The sequence below is a fragment of the Streptomyces sp. 130 genome (genome assembly GCF_007096885.1).
In the GTDB taxonomy this organism is placed as follows: domain Bacteria; phylum Actinomycetota; class Actinomycetes; order Streptomycetales; family Streptomycetaceae; genus Streptomyces.
Map to the genome: position 1 here is coordinate 176,964 of NZ_VJNO01000004.1, position 17,272 is coordinate 194,235.

General features: G+C 72.8%; 9 protein-coding genes. 2 read left to right on the forward strand and 7 right to left on the reverse strand.

What is annotated here, in order from left to right; translation table 11 throughout:
* Positions 1-5: 5 nt before the first annotated feature.
* Together FKN01_RS05840 and FKN01_RS05845 are read left to right on the forward strand one after the other, a co-directional pair.
* On the forward strand, positions 6-353 hold the full coding sequence (locus tag FKN01_RS05840) for a hypothetical protein (RefSeq protein WP_143617097.1): 348 nt from the start codon (positions 6-8) through the stop codon (positions 351-353).
* Positions 350-781, forward strand: a complete 432-nt coding sequence (locus FKN01_RS05845; protein WP_143617099.1) for a glutaredoxin domain-containing protein — start codon at positions 350-352, stop codon at positions 779-781. The genes FKN01_RS05840 and FKN01_RS05845 overlap by 4 nt, the downstream gene beginning before the upstream one ends.
* Before the next feature lie 14 nt (positions 782-795).
* On the opposite strand, the gene FKN01_RS05850 is transcribed toward FKN01_RS05845, so the two are convergent.
* From FKN01_RS05850 to FKN01_RS05880, 7 genes are all read right to left on the reverse strand, one after another.
* Positions 796-1,683, reverse strand: coding sequence for an NAD-dependent protein deacetylase (locus FKN01_RS05850; protein ID WP_143617101.1), 888 nt, complete (start codon positions 1,681-1,683; stop codon positions 796-798).
* Positions 1,684-1,722: 39 nt separating this feature from the next.
* Positions 1,723-4,323 (reverse strand): rifamycin-inactivating phosphotransferase, encoded by a 2,601-nt coding sequence (gene rph, locus FKN01_RS05855; protein WP_143617103.1) that lies wholly within the window; start codon positions 4,321-4,323, stop codon positions 1,723-1,725.
* Positions 4,324-4,517: 194 nt separating this feature from the next.
* Positions 4,518-5,525: an adenylate/guanylate cyclase domain-containing protein gene (locus FKN01_RS05860; RefSeq protein WP_143617105.1), complete on the reverse strand. Its 1,008-nt coding sequence runs from the start codon at positions 5,523-5,525 to the stop codon at positions 4,518-4,520.
* Positions 5,522-5,971: a universal stress protein gene (locus FKN01_RS05865; protein WP_143617107.1), complete on the reverse strand. Its 450-nt coding sequence runs from the start codon at positions 5,969-5,971 to the stop codon at positions 5,522-5,524. The genes FKN01_RS05860 and FKN01_RS05865 overlap by 4 nt, the downstream gene beginning before the upstream one ends.
* Positions 5,972-6,105: 134 nt before the next feature.
* Positions 6,106-9,696 carry a S8 family serine peptidase gene (locus tag FKN01_RS05870; RefSeq protein WP_143617109.1) on the reverse strand — a complete coding sequence of 1,197 codons (3,591 nt, stop codon included), beginning with the start codon at positions 9,694-9,696 and terminating at the stop codon, positions 6,106-6,108.
* A 21-nt stretch (positions 9,697-9,717) separates the two neighbouring features.
* On the reverse strand, positions 9,718-13,308 hold the full coding sequence (locus FKN01_RS05875; protein WP_260696787.1) for a S8 family serine peptidase: 3,591 nt from the start codon (positions 13,306-13,308) through the stop codon (positions 9,718-9,720).
* 97 nt (positions 13,309-13,405) lie between these two features.
* On the reverse strand, positions 13,406-16,915 hold the full coding sequence (locus FKN01_RS05880; protein ID WP_143617111.1) for a S8 family serine peptidase: 3,510 nt from the start codon (positions 16,913-16,915) through the stop codon (positions 13,406-13,408).
* Positions 16,916-17,272 lie beyond the last annotated feature (357 nt).

A 17,272-nucleotide genomic window follows, 5' to 3' on the forward strand; every position in this document is an offset into this window, starting at 1 on the left:
GAGCTATGGACGACGACGCCGAGGCACCCTTCATCGACCCGGAGTCGGACTACCCGTGCTGCTGGTTCTGCCCGGCGCTGCGGCTGCCGCGCACCGGCTTCCTCGTCGCGGACCGGCCCAGCCGCGACTGGCCGTTCGACGCGGCGGACGGCTTCCGGTACACCGCGGACGCGCGCACCCCGGTCTGCGTGCACCCCGGCCGCGTCGGCCTGGCCGTGCAGCTCACCGCCCGGACCTATGCGGACCCGCCGTTGCCGGGCCCCGAGGAGGAGGACCTGCGCGGGCGCCCGCGCAGGTGGTGGCGGGCCGGGTTCCGGGCCGTACCGGCGCGTCGGTACCCTGGTGCGCCATGATGCGTGCCTGGTCGCTGCCGATCGTCTTCCTCGCCGTCGGAGCAGTCGCCGGGGCCGGGTCGATCGTCCGGGGGAGCACCCGGCAGGGCGTCGTGCTCCTGGTGGCCTTCGCGCTGCTCGCCGGCCTGAACTCGCCCCTGGTCTTCCCCAGGTCGGTCAGCGCGGCGGAGGCCCGGCGCCGAGGCGCGGCCGACGGCCGTCCGGTCGTCTTCTGGCGCCCGGGCTGCACCTACTGTCTTCGGCTGCGCTTCCGGCTGCGCCGGCACGCCCGCCGGATGCACTGGGTAAACATCTGGCGCGATCCCGAGGCCGCCGCCGCGGTGCGGGCGGTCAACGACGGCAACGAGACCGTGCCCACCGTCTTCGTGGCGGGGCGTCCCCACACCAACCCGGACCCGGCGTGGGTACGGGAGCAGCTGGTCCCCTGACGGGACGCCGCCCGCTACTCCTCGACCCGCAGCCCCAGCCGGTCCGCCACCGTGCCCAGAGCCGCCCCGAGCGGGAGCCCGATCCGCGTGACGGCCTGGCCGTCGCCCCGCGTCGGCTCGCGGTTGACGATGAGCACCGGCTTCCCGTCCTGCGCCGCCTGCCGGACGAACCGCAGCCCGGACATCACCGTCAGCGAGGACCCCAGGACGAGCAGTGAGGCCGCCGTACGGACCAGCTCGCGGCAGTGCTCGACCCGCGCCGGGGGCACCGACTCGCCGAAGAACACCACGTCCGGCTTGAGGACGCCGCCGCAGACCTCGCACGGCACCACCCGGAAGTCCCCGACCTGCTCGTCGGTGAGATCGGCGTCCCCGTCCGGATTGACGCCGGCCGCCACCGGCCGGAAGCCTGGGTTCGCCTCCTCAAGGCGCCGGGCGACCTCGCGCCGAGCCACGAGCGTGCCGCAGTTCAGACACACGACCCGGTCCAGGCCCCCGTGGAGCTCGACCACGTCCTCGCTGCCGGCGGCCTGGTGCAGGCCGTCCACGTTCTGGGTGATCACCCCGGCGAGCGCGCCACCGCGCCCGAACGCGGCGACCGCCCGGTGACCGGCGTTCGGCAGGGCCCGCCGGAACGTCTTCCAGCCGAGGTGGCTGCGCGCCCAGTACCGCCGCCGGGCCTGGGCACCCGACGTGAAGTCCTGGTACGTCATCGGCGTGTGCCGGCTCAGGCTCCCGCCCTCGCCCCGGTAGTCGGGGATGCCGGACTCCGTCGAGATGCCGGCCCCGCTCAGCACCAGCACCCCGCCCCGGCCGAGCGCTTCGACGACGGGTTCCAGGTCGGTGGTGGCCGGGGGCAGCCCCGCGGTGGGGGTCCAGCTCAGAGTGGGGCGCATGCGCATGCCTCCAGGGTACGGAACCGGCCGGGCACCGCTCCGCGGTCAGGACAGCAGCTCCACGTACCCGTCGGTGCCGTGGACGCGGATGCGCTGACCGTCCCGGATGCGCCGTGTGGCGTGCTCGACGCCCACGACGGCCGGCAGCCCGTACTCCCGGGCGATCACCGCGCCATGGGTCATCAGCCCGCCCACCTCGGTCACCAGCCCCGCGATGCCGACGAACAGCGGTGACCAGCTGGGATCGGTGAAGGTGGTGACCAGGATGTCGCCCGCTTCGAGATCGGCCTCGGCCACGTCCAGGATCACCCGGGCCCTCCCCTCCACGGTCCCGGCGGAAACCGGCAGTCCGTTCAGTGCCCCCTCCGGCGCGTCGTCCCGCCGGTAGGCGCCGTGCACCGCCTCGCCGTCCGAGGTGAGCACCCGGGGCGGGGTCAGCGCGCTGTACGCCCGGAACTCCTCCTTGCGCCGCCGGACGAGGTCCCGGTCCACCGTGCCGGAACGCACCGCGTCACCGAACTCCTCCAGCGTGAGATACCAGGCGTCCTCCCGGTCGGCCAGCACCCCGGCGCCGGCCAGGCGGTCCGCCTCCCGCACGAGGGCCTGTTTGTAGAGGAAGTAGCGGCAGACGATCCCGTACTTCGGGTACTCGCGGTATCCGATGAAGGTCCGGACCCGGTCGATCATCCCCTTGGTCTCTTCGGCCTTCCGGTCGCCGTCCACCAGCTCCCGCAGCCGTGCGAGCACGTCCCGTTCCTTCGCCAGCGCCTTTCGCCGCCCCTCCTCGAAACGCCGCGCGGCCTCGCCCGGCCCGAAGAGCCGTACGTTGTCGAGGATCACCGGCACGAGCGCGGTGGGGCGCTCGCTCCAGCGCGGCCGGGTGATGTCGATCTCCCCGACACACCGCATGCCGTACCGGTCGAGATACGCCTCGATGGCCTCGCGCGCCTCGGCCCCGCCCGGGACCTTCCCCAGGCCGTCCAGGAAGCCGTCGTCGTCCCCGACGCCCCGCAGATACGCCACCGCCTCCCGATGCGGGCGGATCGCGTCGGCGACATCGAGGAGCGCGAGGCCCATCTCCGAGGTCACGTTGCCGGGGGCGGACAGGGTGAGCGTGTCGGCGGCGTTCTTCTCGCCGAGCCATTCCCGCAGCTTGTCGTTGAGCCACCAGGTGGACTCCATGCCCGCCATGATCGCCTGCATGCTCACGGGGTCGCCGAGCACCCGCTTGTGCTCCTCGAAGGCCCTCGGCAGGAAGTCGAACAGGGCGGGCCCGGTGTGCGTCCGGATCTCGCGGGCCAGGGCGGCGACGGACTCCTCGCTGCGCGCGATCAGCCCGGCGACGACGGCCGGATCGGTCGGGACCGGGGCGGGCGCGCCACCGGCCGGCGGCGCGGCGGGCGCCGGGTCCGGGAGCGTCGGGACGAAGCCGGGCTCGGCGAGAACGGTCTCCAGGGCGTCCCTGACCAGCGGATCGCCCTTGCCCATCATCTCCAGCAGCCCGGCCCGCACCGAAGGCGAGGCCAGGCGCCGGGTGACGTCCACGAACAGCCGCCCGCCGGCCTCCACCATCGGGGCCATGGCCGTCAGCCGCCACATCGACAGGCCCAGGGGCTTCATCGCGTCGGTCATCATCTGCTGATGCCCGACGGAGACGTAGACGTGGTTCCCGTCGTCGGTCGCCGCCGGGACCGGGAACAGCGTCGTGACCGGCCGGCTCTGCACGATCCGGAAACCGTCGTCGGACAGACACCACTCGATGTCCTGCGGGCGGCCGAAGTGCGCCTCGATCCGCCGCCCGAGCCCCACGAGCGCCAGCACCTGCCCGTCCGTCAGCGCCGGCTCCTCCCGCCGCCGCGCGTCGACCGCCACCTCCCGCGTGCCGCCGCCCTCCACCGCCTCGACGGCGCGCTCCTTGGCGGCGATCGACCGGTGGGTGATCTCGCCCTCGCGCACGGTGAAGACGTCCGGGTTGACCAGCCCCGAGACCAGGGCCTCGCCCAGCCCGAAACCGGCGTCCACCGTGGCGTCCCTGCGGTTGCCCGTCACCGGGTCGGCCGTGAAGAGGATGCCCGAAGCCCGCGGGAACACCATCCGCTGTACGACCACGGCCATGTGCACCCCACGGTGGTCGATGCCACCCCGCCGGCGGTACGCCACGGCCCGCTCGGTGAACAGCGACGCCCAGCACCGGCCGATGTGCCGGAGCACCGCCTGCGGACCCACGACGTTGAGATACGAGTCCTGCTGGCCCGCGAAGGAGGCCGTCGGCAGGTCCTCCGCCGTCGCGCTGGACCGCACGGCGTACGCGGCGTCCTCGCCGTGGCGGGCGAGCGCGCCGGTGACCGCCGCCACCAGGTCATCCGGCAGGGCGATGCCCTCGATGGTCCGCCGGATCTCCGCGCTCAGGGTGCGCACGGCCGCCCCGTCGTCCGGGTCCACGTCCGCCAGCCGGCCGAGCTGTGCGGCGACCGCCGGTTCGGAGCCCACGACGTCCCGGAAGGCGTCCGTGGTGACGCAGAATCCGGCCGGCACCCGGACGCCCTCGATGCGCGACAGCGCGGCCAGGTGCGCTCCCTTGCCGCCGACGGCCGCGACCGGCGCCCCGTCGGCCTCGTTCAGCTCCCACACGTACCGCTCGCGCACGCAGCGTCCTCATTTCCGCAGGTCGGGGTGGTCAGGCCGATGATTCTGCGGCACCCCCCGGCCCTTGCCGCAAGCCCCCCGGTGCGCTATAAGTTGGTTACGGCAGGGAGAGGGTTCTCCCTGCTTCCTGTTTTTCTACGCCGTGCCGGGCGGTCCGCCCGGCACCGGCACGCGCCCGCACCCGCCTCATCGGTTCACGAACCGGGCCCGGCCCTGCGCAGAAGCACCGGCCGCAGCCGGCTGTAGCCGCGCACCGACACCGGGCGCAGTGGCCTCAGCGTGTACGCCGCCGTCCCCGCGAGCTCCCCGGCGAGCGCGGTGTTGACCAGCACGGACGCGGGGCGGGCCACCGCCGTGAGCCGGGCCGCGATGTTGACCGCCGACCCGTAGACGTCACCGAAGCGGCCGATCACGGGGCCGTGTGCCAGCCCGGTCCGCACGCGCGGCAGCTTCGGGTCCGCCTGCGCCCGCGCCGTCAGCTCCAGGCCGATCCCGGCGGCGTCGGCCGCCGACTCGCAGACGAAGAGCACCTCGTCGCCGATGGTCTTCACCACCTGGCCCCGGCCCTCGGCCACCACATCGCCGGTCATCGTCTCGAAGCGGTCGAGCACCTCCACCAGTTCGGCGCCGTCCAGGCCACGGGTCATCCGGGTGTAGCCCACCATGTCGGTGAAGCCGACCGCGCGCTCCCGGACATGCGCGCCGTCACCGGCCACCGCGCCGCCCTCCCGCTCCCCGGCCGGCAAGTGCCCGGCGTACGCGACGAGATGGCGGCGCCAGACGTACCGCTGGACGCGCTCGATCTCCGGCAGCAGCGCCGCCATGTGCTCCAGAAGGGTCTCCCGGCCGGGCGGGGGACCGCCGGCACGCACCGTCCAGTCCCGCAGGGTGTCCACCTGCCAGTCGGCGAGGCGGGAGAGGTGGTGGCCCAGGGCCCGGGCCATCAGGGTCTCGCTGTGCTCGGTGATCAGCCCGGCCGCGATGAGGCGTTCCCCCGCGCGCAGGGCCTCGACGTCGGCGTCGGTGAACACCACGGCATCGTCGTCCACCGCCGGGAACCCGAGCGCGCGCCACACCCGTACGGCGCGCTCGAACTCCACCCCGGCGCGCGCGGCCACGTCCCGCCGGGTCCAGACCCGGCCCCCGCCGAGCAGCACCTCCTCCACGGACCCCGCGTCCGCGCCGTCCGGCTCCCCGCTCACGTGGTGTGCACGATCAGGACGTCGAGGCCGGCCTTCCTGGCGACGTCCGCCGGCACGGAGCCGAGAATCCGCCCCGCCAGCGACCGCAGCCCCCGGTTGCCGACCACCAGGAGGTCGGCCGAGCACTTCCGTGCCGTCCGCACGAGCGAGGGGACCGGCTCACCCTCCACGGCGACCGTGCGCACCTCGGCCGCGCCCTGGAGACGCGCGCGGTCTCTCGCGACTCTCAGCGTCTCCTCGGCGGGGGCCGAGCCCACCACCTGGAATGCCTCCGCACCCAACTGATCCTTGGCGGCGGCGAGTTCAGGTCCGCGCATGGGTGCGTACGCGCAGGTGATGACGAGCGCGGCACCGCACACGGCGGCGAGGCGTGCGGCGGCCTCGACGGCCGCGTACGAGGATTCGGATCCGTCCGTGCCGACCAGCAGGGTCCGATAGGCGGTCAAGACAAGCCCCTTACTCCGAAGTAAACTTACTTGAGAGTAAGGTACGGGGCCCGGCGAACCCGGGCAAGAGCGCGGCGGGCCCGCCCCGGAGGTGTGTCCGGGGCGGGCCCGCCCATGTGCGCACGTGCCGTGATTCAGCCCTTCAGGTCCGGACGCTGGGTCACCCGGATCGAGTTGACCAGCGTCCTTCCGGAGACCGCGTCGAAGGCGACGTTTAGCTGACCATCCGTCACCTTGACCGTGAACGACTTGAACAGCGCGGTGCGGGCACCACCCGATTCCAGGCGCACGTCGACGTTCGGCACCTTCTCCGCCCCTTCGGCGAGCACGTCGAACACGCGCGTGCCCGGCTTCGTCCCGGCCGCCTCGGCGAAGCCCAGCTCCACCTGGTAGACACCGGACGGGACGTTGTCGAAGCGGTACTCGGCGACACCTTCACGGCCCGAACGCAGCAGCTGCTGCGCCGGAGAGCTGCCGGCGCCGGCGACGTCCTTGCGCGTGTACGTCGGCGCGGTGCCGGCGCCGGTGTACCCGAACCTGCCCTTCGCGTAGGCGCGGTCCGCGCTCCACGCGTCGCCGAGCGCGTCCAGGGACGCGAAGTCCGCGCCGGCGTCGACGCCCTGCTGGTAGGCGGGGACCACCAGTTTCAGCGGCAGCGAGAGCGACGGCTTCCGGGCGCTTCGCGAGGTGATCACCAGCGTGCCGGTGTACGCCGTCCCCGGTGTCGCCGTCGTCGTGTCGAAGGCCAGCGTCACCTCCTGCCGACCGCCCGCCGCGAGCGTGCCCGAGGCCGGGGCGACCTTGAGCCAGGAGGCACCGGACTTCTCCGCGACGGTGTACTGGGCGGCGGAGCCTTCGTTGGTGAGCGTCAGGGTGCGCTCGCGCCGCTCACCGGCGGGTACGGTCAGCTGCCAGCCCTCCTCGGTGTCCGCCCGCACCGCGCCGGTGGTCAGCGCGGTCTCGGTGCGCAGCGCGGACAGGCTGCCCAGCTCGGCGGTACGGCTCGCGGACGCGTAGTCCGTCGCCGCGACCGTGACCTCGTGGGCGGCGGCGGCAGCCACCGGGACCTGTGCGAGGTAGGCGCCGTCCGCCCGCGTGGTGGCGGTCCCGACGGTCGCGGTGCCACGGGTGACGGTGACGGTCGCACCGGCGACCGGCTCGCCGTCGTTCGCGTCGGTCACCGTGCCGGACACCACCGCGTGGCCCTCCGGCCGGAATCGGATCGCCATCCCGTCGCGCAGCGACAGCTCGTCGTACGAGTACTGCAACGCCTCGGTGCCGTCGTGGCTCTCCGCGCCGACGGTCGCGCCCGTGCCCTGCTCGAACCCCTTCTCACTGGGGTCGATGCCCTTGTAGTGGAAGGTGTAGGTGCCGTCCTCGCTCAGCACGGCCGCGAAGCCGATGCGCTGCGAGGTGTCCCGGGCGATCAGCATGTCCCGCCACTCGACGACGTACTCCCGGTGCGGAGCCGTGCCGCGCACCGCCGTGTAGACGCCGGAGGCGGAATCCATGGTCAGCCGGTCCCAGAAGGGCGAGAGCGCGCCGTTCGGCGCCGCCTTCTGCGGCATCGGGCCGTTCTCCACCAGCCCCAGGTATCCGAAGATCAGCTGGCCGTCACGGGTGACCCAGCCCTTGTCGTACGTGCGGCCGTACAGGGCGACGGGGAACGGCGGTGTGACGGCCGTGTACGCCGGTGACGGGGTCGCGATGCCGAGCTTCGTCCCGCCGGCCGGGAAGTCCGCCGCCACCTGCCGGCAGGTGGTCCCGAAGGCGTCGCTGCGCGAGGTGAGCCGCACGTCCCTGGTGGCGGAGCCCGCGGCCACGTCCGCGACGATCCCGACGGCGGCGGCGCAGTGGTTGAGCGGGGTGAAGCCGATCCGGTATCCGCCCACGGGCAGCTTCAGCTCATAGGTGCCGTCGGACGCCGTGGACACGCGCACCGGAGTGCCCTGCACCTTGATCGCGACGTCCGCCTCGGTGCCGGAGTCGCTGCGTACCGTGCCGGTCAGGGTGCCCGTGGGGGCGACGGCCAGCGCCGGGTCGTGCACGGCGGAGCCGTCGTCCGTGACGGTGAGCGCGGCCGTGTCGGTGACGTAGCCGAACTTCGTCACGGTCACCTTGTAGTCGCCCGACACCAGACGCGGGAAGGCGTAGGAGCCGTCCTTCTTCGTGGTGAGGGTCGCCCGGGTGGGACCGGCGACGGACACCTCGGCGTCGGCCGCCGGGTCACCGCCCGCCGTGACCGTTCCGGTGAGGGCGCCGACGTGGTCGCGCGGAGCCGCCTCCACGGCCTTGTACGCGTCGAGCCGGCCCTCCCCGTACACGTTGTTGAAGTCCGCGGTGCCGCCGCAGGTGGTGTCGTCGACGTCGATCGCGGACCGGTTCAGCACCGCCTCGGTCGCCGCGACGTCGCCGCGCAGCGCCGGTGCCGCCGACCACAGCAGGGCGACGGTCGCCGCGGTGTGGGGCGAGGCCATCGACGTACCCGACTTGATGGCGTAGCCGCCGCCCGGCGCCGACGAGCGCACGTTCATGCCCGGTGCCGCGATGTTCGGCTTCACGGTCCCGTCGACGCCCGGACCGCGTGAGGAGAACGAGGCGATCTTGTTGGTGTTGTCGAAGGCGCCCGAGGAATACGTGTTCGTGTAGGCGCCCGGTGATCCCGCCGTGTCGCAGGCCGGACCGGTGTTGCCGTTGGAGAAGGCCGGGAAGATGCCGGCGTCCCGCCAGGACTGGACCATCGCCTGGTACCAGGTGTCCAGGCTGTCCGCCCCCCAGGAGTTGTTGATGACGTCGGGGGCCAGGTCCGGCCGGGGGTTCTCCCCGTCCGCGTCGGTGGGCGCGAGCATCCACTGGCCGGCGGCCAGCAGCGCCTCGCGCGGGCAGCCCTCGGGGGTGCACGCCTTGGCGGAGATCCAGCGTGCGCCGGGCGCGACACCGATGGCGTTGCCGGTGCCGTCCGACCCGACCATGGTGCCCATGGTGTGGGTGCCGTGCCCCTGGTCGTCACAGGGCTTGGCCGTACCGCAGGTCCGGGTCGCGTCGAACCAGTTGTAACCGTGCTCGTACGTGCCGTCGGCCTTCAGGCCCCGGTAGGAGGCGGCGAGCGCGGGGTGCTGGTGGTCCACCCCCGTGTCGATGCCGCCCACCACGGTGCCTTCGCCGCGGTCGCCGAACTCGTCCCACACCTTGGGGGCGTTGACGCGGTCGACGTTCCACTCGATGCGGTCGACCGACGCCACCTGGCTGCCCTCGGATGTCGGAGGCAGCGGGATCGTGTCGTCGGCCTCGATCGACTCGACGTCGGAACGGGCGGCGATCCGGGCGGCGAGGGCCTTGTCACCGGTGACCTTGACGGTGTTGCTGATCCAGTACGTCTCGTAGGACGCGCCGGACTTCTCCAGCAGTGCGGTGAGCCCCCGCTGCGAGCGCTCGGCGTGCGCGGTCTTCGCCTTCAGGACGGCGCGGCCCCGGCCTGCCTTGGTGGCCGCCTTCTTCGCGGCGGAGGTGTCGGCCTGGGAGTCGAGCTGCACCCAGAAGGAGACCTTGCCGTGGGCCGTGAGGTCCTGGAGCACGGCGCCGTCCGCCTTGCTCCGAAGGGCCGACGGGGCGGCCGGCTCCGGGTCGGCGGCAGCCGCCGGGAGTGCTCCCAGGAAGGAGGCTCCCAGGGCCGTGGTCAGTGCGGTGACGAGCAGCCCCCGCCATCGGGATCTGTGTCTGTTCACGTGTGGTTCTCCTCAGGTGGGTCAGCTGCTCAGGTCGGGGCGCTGGGTGACGCGGACGGCGTTGACGAGGGTCTTCTCCGTACCGGTGGCGACCAGCCGGAGGTTGAGCTGACCGTCGGTGACACGCACGGTGAAGGACTGGGTCAGGGCCCGGAAACTGCCGCCGGTGGCCCGGACGATGTCGAGGTCCGGCACCTGCACGGTGCCCTCGGCGAGGACGTCGGTGAGGCGCTTGCCGGCGGCCACCTTGCCGAGCTCCGCGAAGTCCAGCTCGACCTGGTAGGTCCCGTCGGGCACGTGGTCGAAGCGGTACTCGACCGCGCCTTCGCGTGCCGTGCGGAAGAGCTTGTCGTCGGCGGTGTCCTCGATGGCGTTGGCGGTCTTCACCTTCGTGGACCGGCCGATGAACCCGTACGACCCCGCCGTGTACTTCACGTCCGGCGACCAGACCTCCCCGGCGGAGTCGGTGTACGCCTTGCCCGAGCCGCTGTCGAGCGCCGTGCGGTAGCCGGGCACGGACACGGTCAGGGGGATCTTGATCTCGGGGGCGCGGCCACTGTCGGACGCGATGACGACGGTGCCCTTCAGTACGGTGCCGGGTGCGATGCCGTGCGTGTCGAGGGTCAGGACGACCTCCTGCCGGCCCCCCTTGCCGAGCCGGCCTTCGGCCGGTGCGGCCGTGAACCAGGGAGCGCCCGCCGCCTCGGTGACCGAGTAACCGCTCTCCGTACCGGAGTTGGCGAGGGTGAGAGTGCGCTGCCGGCTCTCCCCGGCGGGTACGACGACGGTCGTCGCGGTCGCCGGGCTCGCGGTGACCAGGCCGGTGGCGAGCGCGGTGGAGAACCGCTCGGTGGAGCCGGTCGCCAGTGCGACGGTGCGGGTGTCGGCGGTGTAGTGGGCCGCGGACACGGTGACGTCGTAGTCGTTCCGGTCGCCGGTCACCGGTGCCTGGACCAGGTAGGTGCCGTCGGACGCGGTGGTCCCGGTGGCCAGGACCTCGCCGTCACGGGCGACGGTGACGGTGGCTCCGGCGAGCGCCTTGCCGTCGTTGCCGTCGGTGACGGTGCCGGACAGGGCGGCGCTGCGCAGGGGCCGGAAGGCCACCGCCAGCCCCTCGCTGACGGCCGCTTCGTTGTGCGAGAACTGGATGGCGTCGGTGCCGTCGGCGTTCTCGGCGCCGATCGTCGCGCTCGCGGCGCGCGCGTAGTCGTCGCCGGCCAGGTCGCGGTAGTGGTACGCGTACGTCCCGTCCTCACCGATCACCACGGAGAAGCCGAGCCTCTGCGCGCGGTCGCCGGTCGTCACCATGTTGCGCCACTCCACGACGATCTCGCGGTGCGGGGCGGTGCCACGGGCCGACCAGTAGAGGCCGCCGTCCGCGGAGGCCAGCTGAAGGTTGTCCCAGAACGGGTAGAGCGAACCGTTGGGGTACGCGGTGTACGGGAGGCTGTGGTTGGCGCTGGAGCTCACGGGCGTCTCGAAGGAGAGGTAACCCTCGACGTTGGCGGACGCCTGCCGGTAGGTCTTGCCGTAGAGCGCCACCGGGAAGGGGAATCTGACCGTCGCGGCGCCCTCGTAATTGCTGCTGGTGCTCAGCCGGGTCGCACCCGTCGGAAACGCCGTGTCGTGACTGATCGTGCAGACCGTCCCGAACCGGTCCCCGCGATCGGGCAGGGTGAGATCCCGGTCGTGACCACCCGGGGTCACCTGCACGCCGAACGACCCGACCGTCGCGCACCGGGAGACCGGGGTGATCGTCAGCTGGTAGTCGCCGACGGGCAGTTCCAGCGCGTACGCGCCGTCGGCCGTCGTCGTGGTGGTGGTGGACGCGGGGGCTCCGGCCACCACGATCCTGGCACCGGCCTCGGGGCCGGACCGGGTGCGGATCGTGCCGGAGAGCTTCCCCGTGGGCGCCAGGGCGAGGCTCAGGTCGCGGGTGGCGGTGGCGCCCTCGGTGACCGTCGCGGTGGACTCGGCGGTGAGGTAGCCGTACTTGGTGACCTTGACCTGGTAGTCGCCGACCATCAGCTTCGGCAGGGTGTAGGTGCCGGCCGGTCCGCTGGTGGCCGTGGCGTACATCGGGCCGTCGAGCTCCAGGGTGGCGCCGGCCAGCGGGGCTCCGCCCGTGGTGATCGTGCCGGTCAGGCCGCCGAGGGGGCCGCGGGGCACGGAGGCCACGGCGTCGTAGGCGTCCAGCCTGCCCTCACCGTAGACGTTGTTGTTCTCTGCGGTGCCGCCGCACGTGGTGTCGTCGACATCGTGGGCCGAGCGGTCCAGGAGGCGTTCGGTGGCCGCGACGTCACCGCGGATCGCGGGCGACGCCGCCCACATCAGGGCGACGGTGGCGGCGGTGTGCGGTGAGGCCATCGACGTCCCGGACATGAAGGCGTATCCGCCGCCCGGCGCGGCGGACCGGATGTCGACCCCGGGCGCGGAGATGTCCGGCTTGACCGCACCGTTCTCGCCGTCGCCCCGGGACGAGAAGTAGGCGATGTCACCGGCGCTGTCGTACGCACCGGTGGCGTAGCTGTTGGTGTACGCGCCGGGGGAGCCGGCCGTCGCACAGTAGGGGCCGGCGTTGCCGTTGGAGAAGGCGGGGAAGATACCGGCGTCGCGCCACGCCTGGACCATGTCCTTGTACCAGGTGTCGATGACGTCGCCGCCCCACGAGTTGTTCACGACGTCGGGAGCCAGGTCCGGACGGGGGTCGGCGCCGTCGCGGTCGGTGGGCGCGAGAATCCACTGACCGGCTTCCATCAGCGCGTCCTGGGCGCATCCCAGCGGCGTGCACGCCTTGACGGTCATCCAGCGGGCCCCGGGCGCGACGCCGATCCTGTCGCCCTGGTGGTCGTCGCCGACCATGGTGCCCATCGTGTGGGTGCCGTGGCCGTAGTCGTCGCAGGGGGCCTCGCCCGTACAACTGCGGGTGGCGTCGAACCAGTTGTAGTCGTGACTGTAGGAGCCGTCGTTCTTCAGCCCTCGGTAGGTGCTCATGAGCGCCGGGTGCTGGTAATCGGCTCCGGTGTCGATGCTGCCGATGACGATGCCCTCGCCGCGCACGCCCAGCTCGTCCCAGACCTTGGGCGCGCCGATGCTGTCGACGTTCCACTCGACTCCGTCGACCGTCGGTTCCTGCTCGGCCGGCAGCTCCTGCGGCAGCGGCAGCAGCCGGTCGGGCTCGATGGCGGCCACCTCGGGGCGGGCCGCGATCTTCTCCGCCAGAGCCTTGTCACCGGTGACCTTCAGCGTGTTGCTGATCCAGTACGAGGTGGCGTGCGCGCCCGCCTTCCTGACCAGTGCCTCGACGGCGGCCTGGGTACTCGCCGCGTGCTTCTTCTTGGCGGCGATCAGGGCCTTGTCCCGGTCCGTGCGGGTCTTCTGCCTCTTCGCGGCAGAGGTGTCGGCCTGGGAGCCGAGCCGCACCCAGAAGGTCGCGGTGTCCTTCTTGTCCAGCTGCCGGAGGACCTGGGTGTCCGCCTTGCTCCGCAGGCCGGTCACCGGCGGGGGCGGGGGAGCCGCCGCCGCGGGCACCGCCGCGAGGAGCGGCGCCCCCATGGCCACGGTGAGCGCGGCGGCCAGCAGGCCGTGGCGTCTCCTGAGTTGCTGTCTCACGTACGCACTCTCTTTCCGAAGGATTCCGAAGGGCGGTGGCGCGGGTGCGGACGGGCCGGGGTGACCGGACCGGTCCGCTTCGGGGCGGAGGGCCGGGTCAGCCCAGGTCGGGCCGGTGGGTGACGCGGATGGCGTTGACGACCGGCTGGTCGGCGGGGCTCGCGAACCGCAGGTTGAGCTGCCCGTCCCCGACCCGCACGGTGAACGTCTTGCTCAGGGCGCGGTAGGGGCCGCCCGCCTCCAGGGCGATGTCGACGTCGGGGACTTCCTGGACGCCTTCGGCGAGCACGTCGAACAGCCGCCGGCCGGGCTGGGTGCTGCTCAGTTCCGCGAACCCGAGCTCCACCTCGTACACGCCCTCGGGCAGCCCGTCGAAGCGGTATTCGTAGGCGCCCTTGGCGGCACTGGAGAACAGCTGCTGCTCGTCGGTGTTCGCGATGGTCTTCCGGGTGGTGACGGTCCCCTTGCGGCCGAGGTAGCCGTACGAGCCCTCGGTGTAGGCCCGGTCGGGGGCCCACAGGTCACCGGCGGTGTCGGTCACCGCGGTGGCGGACCCGGCGTCGACGGCGGTGCGGTACGCGGGCACGGCGACGACCACCGGGAGGTCGAGCACGGGGGCGCGCCCGCTCCGGGACGCCACCCGCAGGGTGCCGCGCAGGACGGTGCCGGGTGTGGCGTCCGACGCGTCGAAGGTGACGGTCACCTTCCGCGTGCCGCCGGTGGCCAGGCTTCCGGTGGCCGGGGCGGCCGTCAGCCAGCCGGCGCCGTCCTTCTCGCCGACGGTGTAGTCCGCGGCGAGCCCCGCGTTGGCGAGGGTGAACGCGCGGGTGCGGCGCTCCCCGGCAGGCACGACGAGCCGCCAGCCCTCGTCGGGCGACGCGGTGACGAGGCCGGTCCGCAGGGCGCTGTCGGCGCGCGACACGTCGCCGCCGCCGAGGGCCGCCGAGCGCGTCGCGGTCTCGTAGTGGGAGGCGCCCACCCGTACCTCGTACGCGTCCTTCTCGGCGGCCGGGACCTGCACCAGGTACTGGCCGTCGGCGCCCGACGTGCCGGTGCCCACCGTGGCCCCGTCGCGGCTGACGGTCACCTCGGCACCGGCGAGGGCCTTGCCGTCGTTGGCGTCCGTGACGGTGCCGGCGACGGACGCGCTCTTCGCCGGCCGGAACGCGATGGTCATGCCGTCGTGCAGGGCGGTCTCGTCGCAGGAGTACTGGAAGGCGTCGGTGCCGTCGTGGTTCTCGGCGCCGACGGTGGCACTGGAACCCCGCTCGGCGGCGCCGTCCCCGATGTCCTTGTAGTGGAAGGTGTAGCCGCCGTCCTCACTCAGCACGGCCGCGAAGCTCACCCGCTGGGGTTTGCTGTCGCTGAGCACCATGTCGCGCCACTCCACGACGAACTCGCGGTGCGGGGCCGTCCCCCGGAAGGCGGTGTAGACCCCGGACGAGGAGTCCATCAGGAAGTTGTCCCAGAACGGGTAGAGCGCGCCATTGGGGGTGCCGGTGTACGGCAGCTCCTCGTTGATGCTGGTGGTGCTGGAGGGCCCGAAGGCGAGCACACCCTCGACGGTGACGTTCGCGGCGGTGTACGTGCGGCCGTACAGGGCCACCGGGAACGGCAGGTTCACGGGCGTACCGCCGGCCGCGCCCGACAGCGGCAGCTTCACCTCACCGGTCGGGTAGGGGGCGTCCGCGACGACCTGGCAGGTCGTGCCGTAACCGTCCGTGCGCAGCGGCAGATCGAGGTCCCTGGCGCTCGGCTCGGCGGCGACCGCGAGCGTGAAGACCACCGCCCTGGCGCACTTGTCGCCCGGAGTGATGGCCAACTGATAATCGCCCAGAGGCAGTTCGAGCGCGTACCGTCCGTCGGCGGCGGTGGTCAGCGAGACCGGGGTGCCGGAGACCTCCAGCTTCGCACCCGCTGCCGGGCCGCCCTTGACGCGGACGGTTCCGGTCACCGTCCCGGTGGGGGCGGTCTTCAGATCGGCGTTCCGGGTGACGCCGGTGTTCGCGACGACCGTGACGGCGGCCCGGTCGGTGAGATACCCGTACCGCGACACCGACACCGTGTAGTCACCGGCCGTCACCTTGTCGAGGGCGTAGGTGCCGTCATCGGCGGTGCGCACGCTCGCCCGCATGGGCCCGTCCAGGCGCACGGTCGCGCCGGCCAGCGGCTTGCCGTCGGCGGTGACGGTGCCGCTCAGCGTGCCGAGCGGGCCGCGCGGGGTGGCCATCACGGCGGCGTAGGCGTCGAGCTTGCCCTCGCCCCACACGTTGTTGTTGGCCGCCGTCCCTCCGCACGCGGGGTCGAACGTGTCGACCGCGGTGCTGTCGAGGAGTCGCTCGGTCTCCGCCACGTCGCCCCGGATCGCGGGCGACGCCGACCACATCAGGGCGACGGTCGCGGCGGTGTGCGGGGCGGCCATCGACGTGCCGTTGAGGGACTGGTAGCCGCCGCCCGGCCACGCGGAGCGGATGTCCACACCGGGTGCGGCGATGTCGGGCTTGATGCCGCTGCCCTCGCCCGCGCCCCGGGACGAGAAGTCGGCGATGTCGCCGTCGCTGTCGAAGGCGCCCGAGGCGTACGCGTTGTCGTAGCCGCCGGGTGAACCGGTCGTCACACAGTCGGGGCCGGTGTTGCCGTTGGAGAACGAGGCGAAGATCCCCGCGTCACGCCACGCCTGGACCGTGGCCTTGTACCACAGGTCGAGTGTGGTCGTGCCCCAGGAGTTGTTGACGACGTCCGGCGCCAGATCGGGGCGCGGGTCGGCGCCGGCGGCATCGGTCGGGGCGAGAATCCACTGCCCGGCCGCGAGCAGCGCATCGCGCGGACAGCCGTCGTCCTCGCACGCCTTCGCCGCGATCCAGGTCGCCCCCGGCGCGGCTCCGACGGCGTTGCCGGTGCCGTCGTCGCCGACCATGGTGCCCATGGTGTGGGTGCCGTGCCCGTCGTTGTCGCACGGGTCGTCACCGGTGCACTCGTCGGCGGGGTCGAACCAGTTGTAGGCGTTGTCGACCGTGCCGTCCGCCCGGTGGCCCCGGTAGTTCGCGGCGAGAGCGGGATGGCGGTAGTCGACACCCGAGTCGATGTTGGCGACGACGACCCCCTCGCCGTGCTTGCCGAGGCCGTTCCAGACCTTCGGGGCGTTGATCCGGTCGATGTTCCACTCGACGCCGTCCACGGTGCTCACCCGGCCGCCGGTGGTGGCGTGCGGCAGGACGAGCGCCTTGTCCTCCTCGATCGAGGCGACCTCCGGCCGCGCGGCGATCTTCCGGGCGAGGTCCCGGTCGCCGGTCACCTTGAGCGTGTTGGCGATCCAGTACGAGGTGTAGCGCGCGCCGGCCTTCTTGAGCAGCGACACGACGCCGGCCTGGCTCCGGCCCGCCTCGGCCTTCTTGGCCGCGATGACGGCACGGCCGCGGTCGGCCTTCTTCCGCTCCTTGCGGGCGGCGGAGGTGTCGGCCTGCTCGCCGAGCTGCACCCAGAAAGTGACCCGGTCCTCCGAGGCGAGCTGTTCACGGACCGCGCCGGCCGTCTTCTGCGCGTACGGGCTCGGCTCGGGAGGGGGAGACGCGGACGCGGGGAGCACTCCGATTAATGACAGGCTCATGACACCCGACAGCAGGGCTGCGACGACGGTGCGCCGTCGTGGGGGGACTTGCCTCAACACGCACTCTCCTTCACACAAACGATCACGAGGTGGTGACTTCAGCAGTATGGGAGCGGCACACCGAGTCACCGGCGGCCGTGGACTGACGAGTTGGCGACATGACGCCCACTCGCCAACCGACCGTCCGGGCGGCCGGGGACGAACGCCCCGGAGCGCCGTTCGTGCCCGGACACGACCGCGTACGGCACGCCGGCGGTCAGCGCCCGGCACCGCGGGCCCGCAGTGCCGGGTTGTTCGGCGCGCACCGAGAATCCGGCGCCCGGAGGCGGCCTGCTCGGCCGGACGGCGCGGGACCGG